Annotated in this window: 13 protein-coding genes and 2 pseudogenes; 14 read left to right on the forward strand and 1 reads right to left on the reverse strand. The window is 54.9% G+C overall.

The features are described 5' to 3' along the window. The 11 genes from LH22_RS09855 (at position 1) to LH22_RS09905 (ending at position 17,185) form a co-directional block, all read left to right on the forward strand. Complete coding sequence (locus LH22_RS09855; protein WP_038646152.1) at positions 1–828, forward strand: type VI secretion system accessory protein TagJ; 828 nt, start codon at positions 1–3, stop codon at positions 826–828. Next, positions 818–1,378: a type VI secretion system baseplate subunit TssE gene (gene tssE / locus LH22_RS09860; RefSeq protein ID WP_038646155.1), complete on the forward strand. Its 561-nt coding sequence runs from the start codon at positions 818–820 to the stop codon at positions 1,376–1,378. The genes LH22_RS09855 and tssE overlap by 11 nt, the downstream gene beginning before the upstream one ends. Before the next feature lie 2 nt (positions 1,379–1,380). Next, positions 1,381–3,255 (forward strand): type VI secretion system baseplate subunit TssF, encoded by a 1,875-nt coding sequence (tssF, locus tag LH22_RS09865; protein WP_038646157.1) that lies wholly within the window; start codon positions 1,381–1,383, stop codon positions 3,253–3,255. After that, complete coding sequence (tssG, locus tag LH22_RS09870; protein WP_038646159.1) at positions 3,252–4,301, forward strand: type VI secretion system baseplate subunit TssG; 1,050 nt, start codon at positions 3,252–3,254, stop codon at positions 4,299–4,301. Before tssF ends, tssG begins: the two co-directional genes overlap by 4 nt. A 53-nt stretch (positions 4,302–4,354) precedes the next feature. After that, a complete protein-coding gene (gene tssH, locus LH22_RS09875) occupies positions 4,355–6,961 on the forward strand; it encodes a type VI secretion system ATPase TssH (protein WP_038646161.1) in 2,607 nt (868 codons plus the stop codon). A 29-nt stretch (positions 6,962–6,990) separates the two neighbouring features. Beyond that, positions 6,991–8,433, forward strand: a complete 1,443-nt coding sequence (locus LH22_RS09880; protein WP_038646162.1) for a serine/threonine protein kinase — start codon at positions 6,991–6,993, stop codon at positions 8,431–8,433. A gap of 20 nt (positions 8,434–8,453) precedes the next feature. Continuing rightward, complete coding sequence (locus LH22_RS09885) at positions 8,454–10,376, forward strand: type VI secretion system Vgr family protein (RefSeq protein ID WP_038646164.1); 1,923 nt, start codon at positions 8,454–8,456, stop codon at positions 10,374–10,376. Continuing rightward, entirely contained in the window at positions 10,373–10,786 is a 414-nt protein-coding gene (locus LH22_RS09890; RefSeq protein ID WP_038646166.1) for a DcrB-related protein, read from the forward strand. Before LH22_RS09885 ends, LH22_RS09890 begins: the two co-directional genes overlap by 4 nt. 2 nt (positions 10,787–10,788) lie before the next feature. After that, the gene (locus tag LH22_RS09895) at positions 10,789–15,354 is read left to right on the forward strand and encodes an RHS repeat-associated core domain-containing protein (RefSeq protein ID WP_038646169.1); all 4,566 of its coding nucleotides are present in this window, start codon (positions 10,789–10,791) and stop codon (positions 15,352–15,354) included. Positions 15,355–15,358: 4 nt separating this feature from the next. Beyond that, the gene (locus LH22_RS09900) at positions 15,359–15,910 is read left to right on the forward strand and encodes a hypothetical protein (protein WP_038646171.1); all 552 of its coding nucleotides are present in this window, start codon (positions 15,359–15,361) and stop codon (positions 15,908–15,910) included. A 912-nt stretch (positions 15,911–16,822) separates the two neighbouring features. Further along, complete coding sequence (locus tag LH22_RS09905; RefSeq protein WP_038646174.1) at positions 16,823–17,185, forward strand: hypothetical protein; 363 nt, start codon at positions 16,823–16,825, stop codon at positions 17,183–17,185. Positions 17,186–17,341: 156 nt separating this feature from the next. On the opposite strand, the gene LH22_RS21030 is transcribed toward LH22_RS09905, so the two are convergent. Then, the gene (locus LH22_RS21030) at positions 17,342–17,455 is read right to left on the reverse strand and encodes a SymE family type I addiction module toxin (protein ID WP_081946751.1); all 114 of its coding nucleotides are present in this window, start codon (positions 17,453–17,455) and stop codon (positions 17,342–17,344) included. A 28-nt stretch (positions 17,456–17,483) separates the two neighbouring features. Between LH22_RS21030 and LH22_RS09910 the strand changes: the two are divergent. The 3 genes and pseudogenes from LH22_RS09910 to LH22_RS09915 all read left to right on the forward strand — a co-directional run. After that, positions 17,484–19,346: pseudogene (locus tag LH22_RS09910) on the forward strand (RHS repeat-associated core domain-containing protein); the annotation flags it as partial. A 147-nt stretch (positions 19,347–19,493) separates the two neighbouring features. Next, positions 19,494–19,724 (forward strand): annotated as a pseudogene (locus tag LH22_RS20865) (HNH/ENDO VII family nuclease); the annotation flags it as partial. Continuing rightward, the gene (locus LH22_RS09915) at positions 19,721–20,152 is read left to right on the forward strand and encodes an SMI1/KNR4 family protein (RefSeq protein WP_038646176.1); all 432 of its coding nucleotides are present in this window, start codon (positions 19,721–19,723) and stop codon (positions 20,150–20,152) included. The pseudogene LH22_RS20865 and the gene LH22_RS09915, both read left to right, overlap by 4 nt. The last annotated feature ends 184 nt before the right edge of the window (positions 20,153–20,336 follow it).

Genomic DNA, 20,336 nt, shown 5'->3' on the forward strand with positions numbered 1-20,336 from the left:
ATGGAGTCTTTACAACAACGTCTGGCTGATGCATCACTGGCAGAGAATCTGGCCCGTACCACGGCGCAGATTCAGGCCAATCCTGCCGATGCCAACCTGCGTGCCACATTTGTACAACTGCTGTGTCTGGCCGGTAACTGGACGCGTGCACAGACACAACTGCAATCCTGGCTGGCGCTTACCCCGCAGGCACAACCCACCATCACTCTGTTGCAACAGGCGATTACCGGGGAATTACAACGTGCGGCGGTGTTACGCGGTGAGTCGCAGCCCCAACTGCCAGGCAGTGCATGGGAATGGAGTGAAACCCTGCTGGCGGCGTTGCAAGCCGAGGTCAAGGGGGATGAAGCACGCGGCACGGCGCTACGCCAGCAGACGCTGGAGCAAGCCGACGTCAATCCCGGTACCTTAGAGCAGCAGGACCAGTCAGTGGCGTTCCCGTGGTTGATGGATGGCGACAGCCGTTTTGGTCCGGTATGTGAAGCCATCGTCAATGGTCGTTATTACTGGGTGCCGTTTGCCGCTATCCGGGAAATGCAGTTCCAGGCACCGGCCAGCGTAACGGATTTGGTGTGGCGTCATACGCTGATCCAACTGGTGGATGGCAGTGAACAGGTGTGCCAGATTCCGGTGCGCTATCCCTTACCGGCGCAAGCGGAGGAATCCTGGCTGCGCGCCAGCGTCACCGAATGGCAGCCGCTGGGCAACGTTGACAGCCAGTTTATCGGTCTGGGACAGAAAGTCTGGCTAAGCGACAGCGCGGAATTCTCACTGATGACACTTCAGCGCATCACTTTTAACGATATCGGGCCAGCTTATGAGTCGTGAAGACGGCTATGCACAGCTGCACGGCGGCTATCGTGCGCGTAAAACCCGCGACACGCTGACCTCACGCGACAAGCTGCAGTCCTCGCTGCTCGATCGCCTGACAGATGATGCACCGGACAAACGGAGAGAGCCGGGGAATAGCGTGCTGATTACCCATAACACGCTACGCCGCCATGTGCTGCGCGATTTACAGTGGCTGTTTAACACCATCAATAACGAAGCGCAGCAGGATCTCAACCCGTTTGGTGAGGTACAGCGATCGGTATGGAATTTCGGTGTCGCGCCGCTGGCCGGACAAAACATGTCGGATATCGAATGGCAGGACATCCAGCGCAAAATGACCAACGCCATTTTGCATTTTGAACCACGCATACTGCCACAGGGTTTGCAGGTCCGTTGTGTCAGCGATCTGACGGCGCTAGACCTGCACAACGTGTTATCGATTGAGATCAAAGGTCGTCTGTGGTGTGTGCCTTATCCGCTGGAATTTCTGTTTCGTACCCAGGTCGATCTTGAAAATGGCCATTTCGAACTCCAGGATGCGGGGTAATCATGGACAGCAAACTGCTCGACTACTACAACCGTGAACTGGCCTATCTGCGTGAGATGGGCGCCGAGTTTGCCGAACGTTATCCCAAAGTGGCAGGACGGCTGGGGATGCGCGGCATTGATATCGCCGATCCTTACGTTGAACGCTTAATGGAAGGCTTTGCGTTTCTCACCTCACGCGTTCAGCTAAAAATGGATGCGGAATTCCCGCGTTTTTCCCAGCGCCTGCTGGAGATGATTGCACCAGGCTATTTAGCGCCAACACCTTCAATGGCGATTGCCCAACTGACGCCGGATAGCCGCAAAGGGGATATCAGCAACGGTTTTCGGGTGCCGCGTGGCACCATGATGGAGAGCCAGAGCCTGAAGAAATCGGGCGTCACCTGTAGCTATACCACGGCGCATGACGTGATGTTGCATCCGTTACGCATCAGCAATGTGACGCTCGGTGGCGTACCCGGTGACATCCCGCTGGGTGAGCTGAAATTGAGCGGTCTGGGTGCAGCCAGCGCATTACGCATCAGAATTGAGTGTGAAGGCGTTTCCTCCCTAAGCCAACTGACAATCGATGAACTGATGCTTTACCTCAGCGGCCCGGATATTCAGGCGCTCAGGTTGCTGGAACTGTTGATGCAGCATCGTGTGGGCATCGTGCTGCAATCGGTGGAGCCACAGCCGCAGCGTCAGGTACTGGCCGATAACGCGCTGCAACAACAAGGTTTTGCGCCGGAGCAGGCATTGTTACCGGACGATTTGCGCAACTTCGATGGCTACCGTCTGTTGCAGGAATATTTTGCTTTTCCGGCAAGGTTTCAGTTTATCAGCCTGCATCAACTGGCGGCGCTATTGTGCCGTTGCGAACATGCCACAGCCTTCGACATCATTATTCTGCTGGATAAGGCCGATGCCGAACTCGAGAGTGTGGTGGATCGCAGCCATCTGGCGCTGCATTGTACGCCGGTGATTAACCTGTTCCCGAAAATGGCAGAGCGACTAAAAGTCAGCGATAGCCAACATGAATATCACCTGGTGGTGGATAATATACGCCCGCTGGATTACGAAGTGCATTCGGTGCAACGCTTGTTTGCCAGCGTACAAGGGCAGCGCGAGGAGCAGGTATTCCGACCCTTCTGGAGCACCTTCAGCGCGGATAACGGTGACTACGGCGCCTATTTTTCCCTGCGTCGTGAACAGCGCACGCTGTCTGAGCATGCGCAACGCTATGGCACTCGCACCGGCTATATTGGCTCTGAAGTGTTTCTCTCGCTGGTGGATGAACATCACACACCGTGGCGCGATGATATGCGGCATCTCTCCGCTGAGGTCATGTGTACCAGCCGCGATTTACCGCTGATGCTGCTGCAACCGGAACACGGCCAGTTTGTGATGCCGGATTCAATCCCGGTGAGTCAGCTGACATTGTGCAAAGGGCCAACGCCACCGCGTCCGGCGCTGGCAGAAGGCTTATCCTCCTGGCGGCTGATAAGCCATCTGCAAATGAACTATCTGAGCCTGATGGACAGCGCTGACGGGGAAGGGGCAGCCGCCTTGCGCCAGTTATTAAGTCTGTACGCCAATCTGGCGGAAGCCCCAGTGGCGCGCCAGATTGAGGGCATTCGCCATTGCCAACTGAGTGCGGTACATCGGCGAGTGCCGGAACCGGGGCCCGTCGTGTTTGCACGTGGGGTCAGTATTGCGCTGGAAGTGGATGAGCAGGTGTTCTCCGGAGCCAGTCCATGGCTGTTTGGCAGCGTGCTGGAACGGGTCTTCTCGCGATTGGTGGCGCTCAACAGTTTCACCGAACTGACGCTGAGCAGCCAGCAACGTGGCGAAGTGGGTTACTGGCCGCCGCGTATGGGCAAGAAGGCGCTGCTATGAGTGAGGTTGCACAGATTATCCATCTATCGCGCGCCAGCCGTCTGCCGGACGATTTCTGGCCAGCGGTGATGGCGACTCCCTGGCGCTATGACCTGTTCCAACTGTTGCGTCGGTTAAATGCGCAAAGTGGTCAGCGTTATGCGCTGGGGCGTGCACCCCTGCCAAAGTTCGAAAGCCTGCGCATCGGCCAGATGCCCTCCCTGACCTTCGCCCCGGCGACGCTCGCCTCGGTGCGCGAGCGCAAAGAAGAGGGGCGTCATGATGTCTCCATCTACAGCTTTGGCCTGTTTGGCCCTAACGGGCCGCTACCTACACACTTGACTGAATATGTTCGCGAGCGTATCGACCATCATCAGGATCACAGTCTGGCGGCTTTTGCAGACCTGTTTCATCACCGGGCCGCTTTACTGTTTTACCGCGCCTGGGCGGATGCGCAGCCGACCGCTTCTCTCGATCGCGGCGATGATAAACGTTTTCAGGATTATCTCGCCTGTCTGGCCGGGATTGGTTTTCCGGCTCAGCAACAGGCCAGCTCGCTGAGCCTGCATGCGCGCCTGATGTTGGTGGGGCATCTCAGTCGCCACGGACATGATGCGGAGGGTCTGGTGCGCATTTTGCGCCTCTATTTTGGTATCCCGGTGCGGCTTGAGCAAAACCAACCGCAGTGGCTGACGCTGGATAGCCGCGATCAGGCACGCCTGGCCGCCGGGCGGCACATGCCACGCCTGGGTGAGTCGGCTTTTCTCGGGGTGGCGGTGCGCGATGTGCAGCACCGTTTTCGCCTGCGTTTGGGACCACTCACCGCCGCGCAATATGCCCACTTCTTACCCGATGCGCCAGGGGCATGTGAAGTGCGCGACTGGGTGCAGCACTACATCGGTATTGAAATGCAGTGGGATCTTAGCCTAATCCTTGCCGCGAATGAGGTTGAGGGTACGACCTTGGGCGGCAGCGCCCGACTCGGTTACACCAGTTGGCTGGGACAACCAGAACAGCCTGCCGATCGTGAAGATTTTGTTTTTGAAGTTGAGGCAGCCTCGCGCTAGCCCATCGCCTTTTCCTGTCACATAGCCTGCTTCTTCTATTACAGAGATTCGATATGTCAGAAATCAGCCGCGCCGTGTTATTCGGCAAACTGGACACGCTGTTATTTACCTCGCTGGAAAGCGCCACCGCCTTTTGTAAGCTGCGCGGCAATCCCTATGTCGAGTTGGTGCACTGGTTGCATCAACTGATGCAGCAACAGGACGGGGACTTACAGCAGATAATCAGTCATTTTTCACTGGATGAAAACGCGCTGACGCGGGATATCGTGGCGGCGCTTGACCGTCTGCCACGCGGTGCGAGTGCCGTCTCCGATCTTGCCGAGCACATCGACAGTGCCGTGGAGCGCGCCTGGGTCTATGCCTCGCTCAAATACGGAGCAAACCGTATTCGTGGCGGTCATCTGTTGGTCGGTCTGCTTAAAACCTACAGCCTCGCCAGTGTGCTGAAAGGTATTTCAGCGCAGTTTGCACGCATTAACGTCGATGCGCTGTTGGATCAATTCGATGCTTTACTGAGCCAGAGTAAAGAGGCGCAACAGGCGCTGTCCCAACCGGATGTTGCTGCAGCTCCGGCAGCCACCGGCAGCAGCACCCTGGCGCAGTACGCCCAGGATCTTACTGAGCGAGCGCGTGAGGGCCGTATCGATCCGGTCTCCGGGCGCGATGAAGAGATTCGTCAGATAGTGGATATATTGATGCGCCGTCGCCAGAACAACCCGCTACTGACCGGCGAAGCCGGTGTCGGCAAGACGGCGGTGGTGGAAGGGTTGGCACTGCGCATTGCTGCGGGTGATGTGCCTGCGCCATTACGCGATGTACAACTCTGGCTGCTGGATATCGGCATGTTGCAGGCCGGTGCGGGGATGAAGGGGGAGTTTGAAGCGCGTCTGCAAGCGTTGATCAACGAAGTGCAGTCGAGCGCGACCCCGATTGTGCTGTTTGTGGATGAGATTCACACCCTGGTCGGCGCGGGTGGACAGCAAGGCACGGGTGATGCCGCTAATCTGCTAAAACCGGCACTGGCGCGCGGACAGCTGCGCACCATCGGCGCCACTACCTGGGCCGAATATAAAAAATATATCGAGAAGGACCCGGCACTGACGCGTCGCTTCCAGACCGTGCAGGTGCAGGAGCCGGATGAAGCCAAAGCCATCCAGATGCTACGCAGTACGGTTAGTGCGCTGGAGAAACATCATCAGGTGCTACTGCTGGATGAAGCGGTCAGTGCAGCGGTCAAGCTGTCGCACCGCTACATCCCGGCGCGGCAGTTACCGGATAAAGCAGTGGCGCTGCTGGATACTGCCTGCGCACGGGTCGCCGTCAGTCAGGGGGCACAGCCTCCGGCGCTGGAAGATTGTTTGCATCGTCTGGCGGCACTCGACATTGAAGCGGAAATCGCTGGGCGCGAGGCGAAAGTCGGGCTCGGTGCCCCAGAGCGCCAGCAGGAAATTGCCCGGCAGCAGGCATCACTCAGCGCTACGCGAGAGGCATTGACCGCGCGCTGGCAGCAGGAACGAACGCTGGTGGATCAACTTATCGCGTTGCGTGCACGTTGTGTCACTGAAGATGAAACTGCGCTGCGCAGTGAGCTGGATGCCACCCGGCAGCAGTTGCATGAATTGCAGGGTGAAGCACCGCTGCTGTTTGCCGCCGTGGATGCCAGCGTGGTGGCGGCCGTAGTGGCAGACTGGACCGGCATCCCCTTAGGACGCATGGTAAAAAACGAGATCGATGCGGTGCTGAACCTGGCGGAAACCCTGAACCAAAGAGTCATCGGCCAGCGCCATGGGCTGGATCTGATTGCGAAACGTGTGCGCACCTCACGCGCCCGTCTGGATAACCCCAACAAACCGGTCGGCGTGTTTATGTTGTGTGGCCCGTCTGGTGTGGGGAAAACCGAAACCGCGCTGGCGCTGGCCGAATCGCTGTATGGCGGCGAGCAGAACATCATTACCATCAATATGAGTGAATTCCAGGAAGCACACACCGTTTCCACCTTGAAAGGCGCGCCTCCGGGCTATGTCGGTTACGGCGAAGGGGGTGTGCTGACCGAGGCGGTTCGCCGTCGGCCTTATAGTGTGGTGCTGTTGGATGAAATCGAGAAAGCACATCCGGATGTGCATGAACTGTTCTTCCAGGTGTTCGACAAAGGCTGGATGGAAGATGGTGAAGGACGCCATATCGATTTTCGTAACACCATCATCATCCTGACCTCCAATGTGGGCACACAGCTGATTAGCGCATTGTGTGCCGATCCGGAACTGTTACCGGAACCTGACGCGCTCAGCAATGCACTGCGCAAGCCGCTGCTGGAGGTGTTCCCGCCCGCGCTGCTTGGACGCCTGCTGGTGGTGCCGTACTACCCGCTCAGCGATGCGATGCTGGCACAGATCGTCCGATTGCAACTGGCGCGCATTGTGCGCCGTCTTGAGGAGAACCACGGAATCTCAGCGGAAATTGAAGATAGCGTCGTCAGCCAGATCGTGCAGCGCTGCACCGAAGTGGAGTCCGGCGGACGTATGGTCGATGCCATTCTCACTAATACCCTGTTGCCGCAAATGAGCCAGATACTGCTCAGCGCCCACGCCCGCGATGAACGTTACCGTCGGGTGCTGGTGCGTTGTGAACAGGGTGAGTTTGTTTGCCAGTTTGATGTCTAAAGCCGTTCGTTATCAGAGAGTTTTCGTCTATGTCGGAACACGATAATCACCTCAATGTACCCAACGCCTTGCCGCTGGGTTATCGGTTTAATGAGTTTGAGATAAAAGAAGTCATCGGTGGTGGCGGCTTTGGCATCGTCTATCGCGCCTGGGATCATCAGCTGGAGCGCGATATCGCCATCAAAGAGTTTATGCCGGCCTCGTTGGCGGTGCGTAGCGATGGGTTGAATCTGGTGTTGCGCAGTGAGCGGTTCAGCAAAACCTTCCACGCCGGTCTGAACAGTTTTATCCAGGAAGCGCGCTTGTTGGCACGTTTTAATCACCCCAACCTGTTACATGTGCTGCGCTTCTGGGTGCAGAATGACACCGCCTATATGGGGACGACGTTTTACAGTGGCACCACTTTGTCTAATGTACGTGTGCGCAATCCACAGCAAATCGACGAAGCTTGGATCCGTCGTCTACTCCCCCCATTGCTCGGGGCGATAAAAACCATTCATGACGCTGGCTATCTGCACCGCGATATTTCGCTCGATAACATCCAGATCCTGAGCAATAGCGAACCCGTACTGCTCGATTTTGGTTCCGCACGTAAAACCATCGGTAACCTGTCTGATGAAAGCGAGACCATGTTGCGTCCTGGTTTTGCGCCGATCGAGCAGTATAGCGACAACGATGAAAGCGAGCAGGGTGCCTGGACTGATATCTATGCGCTAGGGGCAGTACTGCACATGTTAATCACCGGTGCGCCGCCGCCGGTTAGCGTGGTGCGCAGCATCGAAGATAATTACCAGCCACTGGTGCAAAGTCGCCCTGCTGGCTATTCCACGGCGCTGCTGAATGCGGTCGACCAGGCACTGGCGTTGAAAGCCGAGGATCGCCCACAAAACATCGATGCGTTTGCGGAACTGATGGCGCTGCCCGAGCGCGAATCTGAACCCTTGCTCGCGGCGAAAATCAGTGGGCCGGGCACCATGCTGGTGCCGATCGAAGAGGTGGAAGCCGAGGCTCCGTTATCGCCAGCGAAACGTTTCCTGCAACACCGCTTTGCGCTGCCAGGCCTGGTGGCGGCGGGTGTGCTGGTCGGGCTGGGCGTGGGGGTATTGATGGCCGGAGGCGGTGATGACGTGCCCGCGCAGGCGCAAAACGCCACGGTGGCTCAACCGGCTACACTGCCCCCGGTGGTGGCAGAGAAACCGGTGTCCCAGGCCGAAGTCCAGACCGCACAGGCTAAAGTGGAACCCGCACCGCCCCCGGCACCAGTGGCACAGGTCTACATCCGTCTGCAATCGGGCGAACACGTGCAGGTCAACGGCAAACAGCAGGCCGTGGTGCCTGCGGCGAATGGTTTTGCCGCGCTGCAACTGGCTCCGGGCAACTACACCTTCTCTATCAGCAGCCATAACGGCGCTCGTGAACAGACACTCACCATCAGTGCGGAAGGTGTCTGGCTGCTCGATCCTCACAGTTAATTATTTTCCGGGATTTACTTATGTTCTCACGCATCACCGTCCAGCTGCCCACGGAGGGCCTGCTGTTCTGGAAACTCAGCGGGCGTGAAGCCCTGTCGGAATCATTCACCCTCCAGGCGGAGTTGTTGGCGACCGATGCGCGCATCGATCGCCATGCACTGCTGGGCAAGTCGGTGACTTTTACCCTGCCGACACAGAACTTGCTTACGCCACGTTACTTCAACGGCAAAATCACCCGCGTGGCCGTGCGCAGTGAGGAGCTGAATGGCTCGCGCTATGCGGTTCATGCCCTGACCGTCGAGCCGGATGTGTGGCCGATGAAGCGTGATCGTAACCTGCGTATTTTCCAGAGCCAGACTGTGCCGCAAATCGTGCAGACGTTGCTGAAAGAGTACAACGTCAATGTCGAGTCAAAACTCGCCAGTAGCTACCGGGTGTGGGAATACTGCGTGCAGTATCAGGAGAGTAGCTTCGATTTTATCAGCCGTTTGATGGAGCTGGAGGGGATCTACTACTGGTTCCGCCACGAATCCGATAAACATACGCTGGTTCTGTGCGATGCAGCCGACCAGCATCAGCCGTTCAGTGGCTATGCCACCATTCCTTACCACGTTGCTCCTTCCGGTGGCAGCATAACGGAAGAGGGGATCAGTCAGTGGTCACTGGCCGAGAGCGTGACGCCGGGGATGTACAGCACGGATGACTATGACTTCCGTAAACCCAATGCCTGGATGTTACAGGCGCGGCAGAACCCGGTGGCGCCCACGCCAGGAACGGTGGATGTCTACGACTGGCCGGGCCATTTTGTTGACCACAGCCACGGCGAGTTTTATACCCGCATCCGCCAGGAAGTGTGGGAAGTGGAGCATCACAGCGTCAGTGGTACAGGTACGGCGACCGGCATTGCGCCTGGTTACACCTTCGGGCTGCTGGATGCGCCGCATTTCAGCGATAACGGCACTTATCTCACCACCAGTGCCGAATATAAATTCGAAGAAAACAGCTATGCCAGCGGCAATATTACCTCCTCGCACAACATCATCTTTACCGTGCTGCCGAACGCGATCACGTTCCGTGCGCCACCCCGCACGCCATGGCCAAAAACCCACGGCCCACAGACCGCGAAAGTGGTGGGGCCAAAGGGGGAGTCGATCTGGACCGACCGTTATGGCCGGGTCAAGGTGAAGTTTCACTGGGACCGGCTGGCAAAGGGCGATGATACCAGCTCGTGCTGGGTGCGTGTTTCCAGCGCCTGGGCGGGTCAGGGATTTGGCGGCGTGCAGATCCCGCGTGTCGGCGACGAAGTGGTGGTGGATTTTATCAATGGTGACCCGGATCGTCCGCTAATCATTGGCCGCGTCTATAACGAGGCGAGTATGCCGCCCTGGGCGCTGCCTGCCGGTGCAACCCAGATGGGCTTCCTCAGCCGTACCAAAGATGGCACCGCAGAAACCGCCAATGCCCTGCGCTTCGAGGATAAGTCTGGGCAGGAGCAGTTGTGGATTCAGGCGCAGAAGAACATGGATACCAATGTTAAAAACGACGAAACCCACAGCGTGGGTGGTTCGCGTACCGTCAGTGTCACCCAGGACTACAACGGCACGGTGTCGGGCAGCCACACGGAGGCAACGCAACTGGCCCATTCCCAACTGGTGGGCGGTGGTTTTATCCAACGAGTGCAGGGGGCAATTGTGCAGGCTTCCGACAGCGGCATTCGTCTGGTGGCGGGCCAATCGGTGCTGGAATTAGGCGCAAACGGCCAGGTCACGTTGCAGTGCGTGAATTTTAATATCGATGCCTCCGGCACCGGGCAGATCAACACCGGCGGTACGCTGGATCTGAACCTGAAACAACCCGGAGCATTACCCGCAGTGGAACCCACTCCAGCGCAAATCCAGGACGCCGTTAAAGCGGCATTTGATCAAGGAAAAGATAAAGCATGAAAACCGTCCCTTTTGCCCTCTCAGAAGGCGTACTTAACCTGCCCGCCGCAGTCCAAGACCACAGCATCAATGTGCTAAAATTCGCTGATGCGACGTTGGTCATTACCCGAGCCTGGGATGTCCCGGCAGGGGATGAGGAGAAATACCTCAGCCAGCAACTGGGCAAAATTAAACGCAATATGAAAAAGGTGGTGCTGAGTGAAGTTGCAGATAGCAACATCGCCGGGATCCCTGCCCGCGAGGTGGCGCTGCGCTTCGAAAATCAACATGTGATGGTATATGAAAAACTCGCCGTGGCGCGGGTGGATGACCACTTGCTGGCGTTTACCCTTAGCCGCATGCAGCCGTTTGATGCCGATGGCGATGCCTTCTGGACCGCGATCAAAGCGGGTCTGCAACCGGGAGGCTGAGGATGACAGATTATCTCGCGGCGCGCATTGGCGATCCGCTGGTACACAGTTCGGCGCTGGCGGATTTTGTCGGCGGCCTGGTGGAAGGAGCGATTGTCGCAGGCATCATGATCGCCGCCGGCACCGGCGTTGGGGCGCTGCTGGGTGGCGTGGCCATTGCTACGCTGGTGTTCAGTGGAGGGCTGGAGAAGATCGGCAACGCGGCGGCATCGCTGGTCGACAGCCTGATCGACCCAGGACCGCCGGATGCGTTTATTGTCAGCGGGTCCGGCAACGTCCATATCAAAGGGAAGCTGGCCGCGCGCGCGGCGGGCAGCGTGTCGCGTGATTACCTCAACGCGCCCGCCGCGGTTGACAATGGCATCGACTGGGCGGCGGTTGGCATGCTAGCACTGACCGGTGTGGCGGCGGCGATGAAGACCGCGCTTAACCCTGGTGCCGCGCTGATGGCGGTAGCCGAGCGCGCCAGCCATCTCTCAGTGGATGATGTAAAGGAGTGGGGCAAGAACGTCTGGACCAGCCTGATGCAGCCTGTGGTGGAGAGCGCCAGTCCGTATGCAACCCCACTGCCGCTCGATACCGTGGCCTGTACTAAAGGTCATATGGTCACCAGCAGCAATTTTATTGCGCAGGGCTCGAAAAAGGTGCTGATCAACAATCAGCCTGCCGCACGTAACGGCCACAAAAGTACCTGTGAAGCGGAGATCAAACTGAGCGAAAACCCGCGCGTACGCATCGGTGGCGATACCATCACGGTGCGCGATATCCACAGCGGTAAAAACATCTGGGCATACATGGCCGGTAACCTGATTGGCGGGGCGCTGGTAGGTATTCTGCCGGAGCTCTACCGCTTCGGCTTCAGCCGCCTGATTTTACGCGGGCTGGCAAAAGATATCGTTTGCCCCATCGGCGGGAATATCGTGATGGAAGGCGCTGTCCAGACGCTACACCCGGTGAATATTGCCACCGGGGCGAAAATTCTGGCACGGGAAGAGGATCTCGATTTTGTGTTGCCGGACCGCATGCCGCTTTACTGGCAGCGCATCTACCACAGCCGCAATCTGGCGACCGGGATGCTCGGCACCGGCTGGATGCTGCCGTTTGAGGTGCGTATCTGGCGCCTGCCGGATAATCAGCTGATCTACCTGGATATGACCGGCCGTGAGCTGGGCATGGGGGAAGTGCGCGCGGGCGACGTGATTGATTTCCAGGGCGAGGGGCTGAAGCTGTTTTGCAGCCCAAACGGCGCGATGGTGATGCAGACCAGCGAAGGTGAGCATCAGCTGTTTGAGCCGGACCCTACGCGACCGGGTGAATGGCGCATCCACCGTATTTATGATCGCCATGAAAACGTGCAGCATTTCAGCTGGAACGACGAGGGCAGACTGGTGCGCATCTCCAGCGATAACGATGCGCTGGACGTGGAGCTGGAGTATGGCACGCATGCCGGACGCCTGAGCGCGGTTTATCAAATTGCGGCAGGGGCACGCCATCTGCTGGTTTCCTACGGATATAACCCGCTGGGGCAGCTGACAACAGTGACGGACGCCGACGCTGTCGTCACGCGCCGTTACGGCTGGGATCAGGCGAGCGATATGCTGGCGTGGCACAGCTATTCCACCGGACTGAAGGTCCAGTATCAGTGGCGGCCCGCACTCAACTCACGGCACTGGCGTGTCGATGCTTATCAGGTTTGTGACGAACAGGGTGACGTGCTGGAGAGCTGGCGCATTGAAACGGATGAGCAACAGCGAGTAGCGCGTGTCAGTAATGATGAAGGCGTCAGCAGCGAGCACCACTGGGATGCACTGAGCCGCATCACCGCATGGACCGATGCACACGGCGGACACTGGTCATATACCTGGAGCGGCGACAGCGAACAGTTGCTAGCGATGACGCAGCCGGGTGGCGCACGCTGGGAATACGCCTGGGATGAACGCGGCAATCAGACGATGGAGCGTGACCCGCTGAATCGTACCCGCATCACCACCTGGCATCCGCTATACGCGTTGCCCCTCAAAGAGGTGCTGCCGGATGGCGCGCAGTGGCAGTACGACTATAACCTGGCGGGGGATGTGGTCGCGATGACCGATCCCGCCGGTGGCGTGACCCGCTTTGAGTGGAACGATCAGGGCGACCTGACGCGCCGTATCGACGCGCTGGAGAACAGCCATCAGTTCTGGTGGGACATGCGCGGGCAGCTGATACGTGAAGAGGACTGCTCGGGTTACCAGAGCCAGCGCCAGTATGACGCCTGCGGAAAACTGCTCAGCACCACCGATGCGCAGGGCAACACCGACCGCTACCAGTGGAGCGCCGCGGGACGCCTGCAAACTTATGTGCGCGCTGACGGGCGGGAAACGCTGTTTAAATACAACAAAGCCGGGTTGCTGTGTGGCCAGAACATCGACGGCATGCTGGAGCGCCGGGTCACGCTCAATGCGCGCGGGCAGGTCATCGAGGCTATCGATCCCGCCGGACAGGTGACGCGCTATGACTTCAGCCGGGCCGGGCGGCTGGTGACGCTCACCAACGGCAACCGGCAGCAGTGGCGTTTTGACTACACTCCGGCCGGGCTGCTGACGCAGCAGCAGGATTACGCCGGACGTAAAACCGAATACCAGTATAACGGTGTGCAACAGGTGGAGAGCGTGATCAGCCACCCGGTGCCCAACAGCCCGCTGGCACCGCGGGTGGTGAATTACGAATACGATGTGCTGGGCAGGATAGCGGCACGCGAAACGGCACAGCATCGCAGCGAATATCACTACCACGCGCTGAACACCGAGATCCATCGTTTCCCCTACGCCGCATGGAGGCAGGCGATGATCTGCGAGTGTGAACCGGCGGATGCGGAAGTGATCGTGTTTCAGCGTGACGCGCTGGGCAACCTGGTCAGCGAGCAGAACCACTCTGGCGCTTATCACCATCAGTATGATGCGCTGGGCAACCTGAGCGCGTCGGTCTACCCTGACGGGCGCGAAATGCAGTTCCTGCGCTATGGCACCGGCCATCTGCTGGAGATGCAGCTGACGCTGGGCGGGCGCACGTATGCGCTGGCGGGCTACCGGCGTGACCGTCTGCATCGCGAAACTCACCGCACGCAGGGCGAGCTGGAGCTGGAGACGCAGTACGACATTGCCGGGCGCATCACCCGGCGCTGCAGCGTGGATAACCTGCGGCAGCGTCTGGTATCTGAACGGCGCTATCAGTGGGACGGTGCCGATCAGATCATTCGCCAGATTGTCACCGATGGTGCCCCGTCCAGCCCGGCAGAAAAATACAGCCAGTCACTGTGGGGCTACGATGCGGCAGGCAGAATGACGCGCAGCATTCTGCCGGACGGCGAGGAACGTTTCTGGTATGACGCGGCGGATAACCGCACCGGCGAGGATTTGCACCCGGTGTGGAATAATCTGCTGAAGCGTCTCGAGGGTATCCGCTGGGAATACGACGGTTTTGGTCGTATGACGGAACGGCACGACACCCGGCGCGGTATTGTGCAGCGCTTTCATTACGACGATGAACACCGCATACGTGAGGTGCTTATAGAGGGTGATGCCGACTACACCCGCGCGCAGTATCAGTATGATGCGCTGGGGCGCCGCACCGGCAAGCAGGTCTGGCGGCGTCATGCTGTGAAGCCGGAATGCACGCACTACTCGTGGTCCGGCATGCAGATGGTGGGTGAGCACAGCGACAGCAAACCCGATGCCGCAGTGCAGTATGTCTATGCAGAAAACAGCTACGAACCGATAGCGCGCGTCGACAGCAGTCAGCAGCACGCGGAGGTGTACTGGTATCACTCGGAGATGAATGGCCTGCCGGACAGGGTGACGGACAAGCGGGGTGACACCGTCTGGCAGGGGGCGTTTACCGCCTGGGGCCGCACGAAGCGGGAAAGTAGTGGAGTTGACTGGAAAGTGCCGCAGAACCTGCGGTTTCAGGGACAGTACCTTGACCGGGAAACGGGTCTGCACTATAACACTTTCCGGTACTATGACCCGTGCGGAGGGCGGTATACGCAGCTTGACCCGATAGGGTTGATGGGTGGGTTGAATGTCACAGCCTATGTGATGAACCCTCTAACGTGGATAGATCCCTTAGGGTTAGAAGGATGTTCTACACGACTTGGAAGAAATATGATGGAGTCTATGGGCCTCCCGCGCTCTACAACTTGGAAAGGTTATCAGGCGCACCATATTATTCCGAAAGAATTAGCCAATCATCCAGCCTTGAAGAAGATTAACTACTATATTGATGATGCTTCTAATGGTATTTTTCTCCGGAAAGCGGATGATGCAACAAGTGCTATGTCAAGACATCAAGGAAATCATCATGGATATACTGATGCTGTTAAAGACGCTCTCGACAGAATTAACATTAACCAATCTTCTAGCAATATTTCTAAACAGGTTAGTGCCATTCAGGAAACTGCTCGTCGCGGGATGCAAGATGGAGTGCCAATAAGATCAAAAGAAATGTATAACTCTGACATTTTTGGTCGAGATATTGAACAGGTTGGTAGGCAGAGAGTATATAATTTGTGGTCAGACATTTTTGGGTGATTAAATGAATATTCAATCTGATGATTATATGGAACCAGTAGTTTTTATTAATGATGCACTTTTTCTATCGGGGACAAGTGAACCCCTTTTAAATTATGATGTTGTTTTGGATCCAAAAAAAGCTAAGGAATTGCTTTTTGATCAAAACTTGAGTGAACCATACCTGAATTGGAGTGATTTTTTCTCCGCGTTGATCTCTGATTTAATTCTTGATAAAGATTACAAAAACTCTCAAAAAGAAATAATTGATAACGCAAAAAAATTAAAGGGGGATGTTCTCAAGGATAATATTCGTAAGAGAAAGGCATTTTTACTGAGAAAGAAAAATGGATTAATAGACAATGGAGAATATGATTTATTTGTTAATGAAGTAACTGATGAAGCTGTTAATATGCTTAACTGGGTGGCAACACAAAGATATTTGAAGGGATATCTAGAGGGATCAATGCTAGAAGAGGTTTTTTTAATTTTCAAAAAAGGCTGCATGCCGTGTGGAATTAATAGGGATGGAAGAACACTTTCAGTCTTCAACCCTAATGTGCTGAAAAAATATTAAAAAGTTATTTTTATCTGTGTTAATATTTTATAGGCGACAGGTTATACTCCAGGTGAGGTTAATACAGCAGTAAAGTATAGTATAAAAACCCGTCTGGAGTATGATGTTGTTGGTGGGGGGAATATTTCAAGAATTACAGCAATAACAAATCAGCTGGAACCATGAATATATCCAGATTAGCAATATAACGTCTGCTGAAAATTAATTGGTTTATAAATATTGGAAAGAAAACTGTTTTGCAGAATGTAAGGCAGTTAACAAATGATTCAGATTTTATTACTGAAATAACTAATATTGATTGGGAAAATACTACTCTTGAAGCCAGTAATGAGATAACTGGCCACTTGACGAAAAAACATACCAAGGATTACCAGGAATGGAATGTCATTGTTCGAGAAGCAAAAAAATAATTGATAATGAGCTTCTTCCATTGTTGAGAGATAAAGGTGTAAGTGAGGATATTATAATAGATAATCTTAAATGGGATTTTTTTAATTTTTTGATGTAAGATACCTATAAAAAACCTTTAAAAGGTGACATTTTTTTGATTCCATTATTAAAGTATATGAATTAGGGTATATACCCTGTGGCTGGGATGGTAAATGGCCAGCAGGAAAATTAGTAATTTACTAACGTTATCATAAATGAGATGTATAATAATCAAAACGCCGAAAACGATCTCTGTGATCCTTCCGGATTTTCGTTTCAGCAGCCCATCGCGCCAGCGCGACCCGCATCTTCTGAAGAACCTGTCAGGCTCTAACAAGAGATGCTTGATTATAAATTTCCTGGTAACCAGCTAAGAAATTACTTTTCTATGCATATAACTACTTTGATGGAATCAAATTAAGTAACTAAAAAATCCATTGTTTGAGATTTGAAATTTCATTACGCACAAGTTAAGGTGTCTCAATGGATAAAAATAAAGTTTTAGAAGAGTTAAGATTTATAGAGATTAATTTAAATATAGCATTTCCAAGTGCTTATAAGCGGTTTTTATCTGAAGAAGTACAAGATGCAGATGTTTATGAGATAAAAGATAAACAAGATAATTCTGTTTTTATTTTTAATTTTATGAGTGTCGCTGAGAGAAATGAAATCTATACTGTCCAAGATGTAGAACCTGACTATTTTTTGATTGGTCAAGACGGTGGTCTAGGGTATTTTATCAACTTAAAGAATAAGAGTGATAAAATTTATAGCTTAGATCTTGGAGCACTTGGCAGTCTGGATATGGATGAAGAAGCAAAAGATCTATACGAATTACGAGCATAGTCATGGTTAGACAATGTTTACAAAAATCCAGAAGAGATCTGAATGATCTTTCCGTCTTTTATCGTCAGCCGCTGACCTGCGCTAGCAAGGTCTCGATCTGTTGTCGGGTCTGTCTGGCGTCCCGCTTCTGCTGCACATAGCGGGCCACTTCCTCATTCACACAGGCCAGGCTGAAATCTTCGGGTAGCCGTCCATCACCCGCACGCGAATGCGCATACCCATACTCACCTCAAACCCCGTCTGAGTCAGCCACTTCCCGGTGATGCTCAGCTGCGGTCAACGCCCTGTGGGCGATAGCCGCCGCTACGACGTCTGCGGAAAACTGCTCAGCACCACCCATGCGCAGGGTAACACGTGGAGCGCCGCGGGACGCCTGCAAACCTATGTGCGCGCCGACGGGCGGGAAACGCTGTTTAAATACAACAAAGCCGGGTTGCTGTGTGGCCAGAACATCGACGGCATGCTGGAGCGCCGGGTCACGCTCAATGCGCGCGGGCAGGTCATCGAGGCTATCGATCCCGCCGGACAGGTGACGCGCTATGACTTCAGCCGGGCCGGGCGGCTGGTGACGCTCACCAACGGCAACCGGCAGCAGTGGCATTTTGACTACACTCCGGCCGGGCTGCTGACGCAGCAGCAGGACTACGCCGGACGTCAAACCGAATACCAGTACAACGGCATGCAGCAGGTGGAGAGCGTGGTCCGTCACCCGGTGCAGGACAGCCCGCTGGCACCACAGGTGGTGAATTACGACTACGACGTGCTGGGCAGGATGACGGTGCGCGAAACGGCACAGCACCGCACCGAGTATCGCTACCACGCCATGAGCACGGAGATCCACCGCTTCCCCTACGCTGCATGGCGGCAGGCCATGATCAGCGAGTGTGAACCGGCGGATGCGGAAGTGATCGTTTTTCAGCGTGATGAGCTGGGCAGGCTGGTCAGCGAGCAGAACCACTCGGGCACTTATCATCATCAGTATGATGCGCTAGGCAACCTGAGTGCCTCCGTCTACCCTGACGGACGGGAAATGCAGTTCCTGCGCTACGGAACCGGCCATCTGCTGGAGATGCAGCTGACGCTCGGCGGGCGTACGCATGCGCTGGCGGGCTACCGGCGTGACCGTCTGCATCGCGAAACGCACCGTACCCAGGGTGAGCTGGAGCTGGAGACGGAGTACGACATTGCCGGGCGCATCACCCGGCGACGCAGCGTTGATAATCTGCGGCAGCGTCTGGTGTCTGAACGTCGCTACCAGTGGGACCGTGCCGATCAGATCATCCGGCAGATCGTGACGGATGGCGCACCTGCCAGCCCGGCGGAAAAATACAGCCAGTCGCTGTGGGGCTACGATGCGGCGGGCAGAATGACGCGCAGCATTCAGCCGGGTGGCGAAGAACGTTTCTGGTATGACGCGGCGGATAACCGCACCGGTGAGGATCTGCATCCGGTGTGGGATAACCTGCTGAAACGTCTGGCGGGTATCCGCTGGGAGTACGACGGTTTTGGTCGTATGACGGAGCGCCATGACACCCAGCGTGGCATTGTGCAGCGCTTTAATTACGACGAAGAGCACCGCATATGCGAGGTTCTGATTGAAGGGGATGCCGAATACAGCCGGGCGCAGTATCAGTACGATGCGCTGGGGCGTCGCACCGGCAAACAGGTGTGGCGACGCCATGCGGCTCGGCCGGAATGCACGCACTACGCGTGGTCCGGGATGCAGATGGTGGGTGAGCACAGCGACAGCCGACCTGACTCCGCCGTGCAGTATGTGTATGCGGAAAACAGCTACGAGCCGGTTGCGCGGGTCGACAGCAGCCAGCAGCACGCGGAGGTTTACTGGTATCACACGGAGATGAATGGACTGCCGGACAGGGTAACGGACAAGCGGGGTGACACCGTCTGGCAGGGGGCATTTACCACCTGGGGCCGTACGAAGCGGGAAAGCAGTGGGGTTGACTGGAGAGTGCCGCAGAATCTGCGGTTTCAGGGACAGTACCTTGACCGTGAAACGGGTCTGCACTATAACACTTTCCGGTACTATGACCCGTGCGGTGGGCGGTATACGCAGCTGGATCCGATAGGGCTGGCGGGTGGGTTGAATTTGTATGCGTATGTGCAAGATGCGCTAACGTGGATAGATCCGCTTGGACTTAGCGGGTGTTCACCAAATAGGGAATTTTGGAAAGACAACCCTATTGATTTTAAAGGTAATAAGGTCTATCAACGTAATGACTTATTTGATCCAAATCTCATGACAACCTGGCGTGATAAAGGAAAAGTATTTAAAGGTACAAATATTGAAAGGATGGCGACGGGCAGAGCTCCTGTTGGATACGATGGCAAAGCGGTGAACCTGCATCACATGCTTCAGTCTCAGGATGGACCAATAGCAGAAATGAGTCAGACATTCCATAAAGTTAATCATGGAATTATTCATATCAATCCAAATACGATTCCTTCAGGCATAAACAGAACCGAATTTAACGCCTGGCGAGAAGATTACTGGGCTTTTAGAGCGAGTGGATATCAATGAACAGAAATGAACTAATTAAATTGATTGATAATCATGAGGATATTTGTAACTTTGGCTCCTCAGATGATGCTCCATCAGCAGAGTGGATCCAGAAAGCTGAAAAGGCATTGGGTGTTCAGTTACCGGATGATTATAAGTGGTTTTTAAACTTCTACGGCGGTGGTGATATCAGTGGAGAAGAGATTTATAGTATTTATTGCATTTCATTTGATGAAGCTGTTGGTGGTGATATAATCTATCAAAATACGATTGCAACAAATAATGTGGCATCGGGTAAGCTTGTTTTATCTAATACAGACTTCGGAGAGGAGTTTTATTTTAAAATAGGTGATGGTGATCAGGTTTACCTTGAATATGGTACTAAAAAAGAAATTTACGCGGAAAATTTTCTTGAATATATTGAGAAAAGAATAAATTCTTATCTCTGATAAAAGGCCGGGGTGATCTTAACGATCTTTCCGGCTTTGCCTTCTCATTTACCCGCAATATTCAGCTTCGGTGAAAACAATCTCACTGAGATGCTGTGGTGAGCGGTGATAAAGAGTGTACGCTCTTTAAAAGACGCTATTTATAGAATTTAAATTAGTTAATCTTTGAATAATATATCCTAAC

Origin of the sequence: Pantoea rwandensis, assembly GCF_000759475.1 — a bacterium.
In the GTDB taxonomy this organism is placed as follows: domain Bacteria; phylum Pseudomonadota; class Gammaproteobacteria; order Enterobacterales; family Enterobacteriaceae; genus Pantoea; species Pantoea rwandensis_B.

Coding starts and splice junctions, on each gene's coding strand:
- LH22_RS09855 (WP_038646152.1), top strand. CDS start 1: ATGGAGTCTTTACAACAACGTCTGGCTGATGCATCACTGGCAGAGAAT.
- tssE (WP_038646155.1), top strand. CDS start 818: ATGAGTCGTGAAGACGGCTATGCACAGCTGCACGGCGGCTATCGTGCG.
- tssF (WP_038646157.1), top strand. CDS start 1,381: ATGGACAGCAAACTGCTCGACTACTACAACCGTGAACTGGCCTATCTG.
- tssG (WP_038646159.1), top strand. CDS start 3,252: ATGAGTGAGGTTGCACAGATTATCCATCTATCGCGCGCCAGCCGTCTG.
- tssH (WP_038646161.1), top strand. CDS start 4,355: ATGTCAGAAATCAGCCGCGCCGTGTTATTCGGCAAACTGGACACGCTG.
- LH22_RS09880 (WP_038646162.1), top strand. CDS start 6,991: ATGTCGGAACACGATAATCACCTCAATGTACCCAACGCCTTGCCGCTG.
- LH22_RS09885 (WP_038646164.1), top strand. CDS start 8,454: ATGTTCTCACGCATCACCGTCCAGCTGCCCACGGAGGGCCTGCTGTTC.
- LH22_RS09890 (WP_038646166.1), top strand. CDS start 10,373: ATGAAAACCGTCCCTTTTGCCCTCTCAGAAGGCGTACTTAACCTGCCC.
- LH22_RS09895 (WP_038646169.1), top strand. CDS start 10,789: ATGACAGATTATCTCGCGGCGCGCATTGGCGATCCGCTGGTACACAGT.
- LH22_RS09900 (WP_038646171.1), top strand. CDS start 15,359: ATGAATATTCAATCTGATGATTATATGGAACCAGTAGTTTTTATTAAT.
- LH22_RS09905 (WP_038646174.1), top strand. CDS start 16,823: ATGGATAAAAATAAAGTTTTAGAAGAGTTAAGATTTATAGAGATTAAT.
- LH22_RS09915 (WP_038646176.1), top strand. CDS start 19,721: ATGAACAGAAATGAACTAATTAAATTGATTGATAATCATGAGGATATT.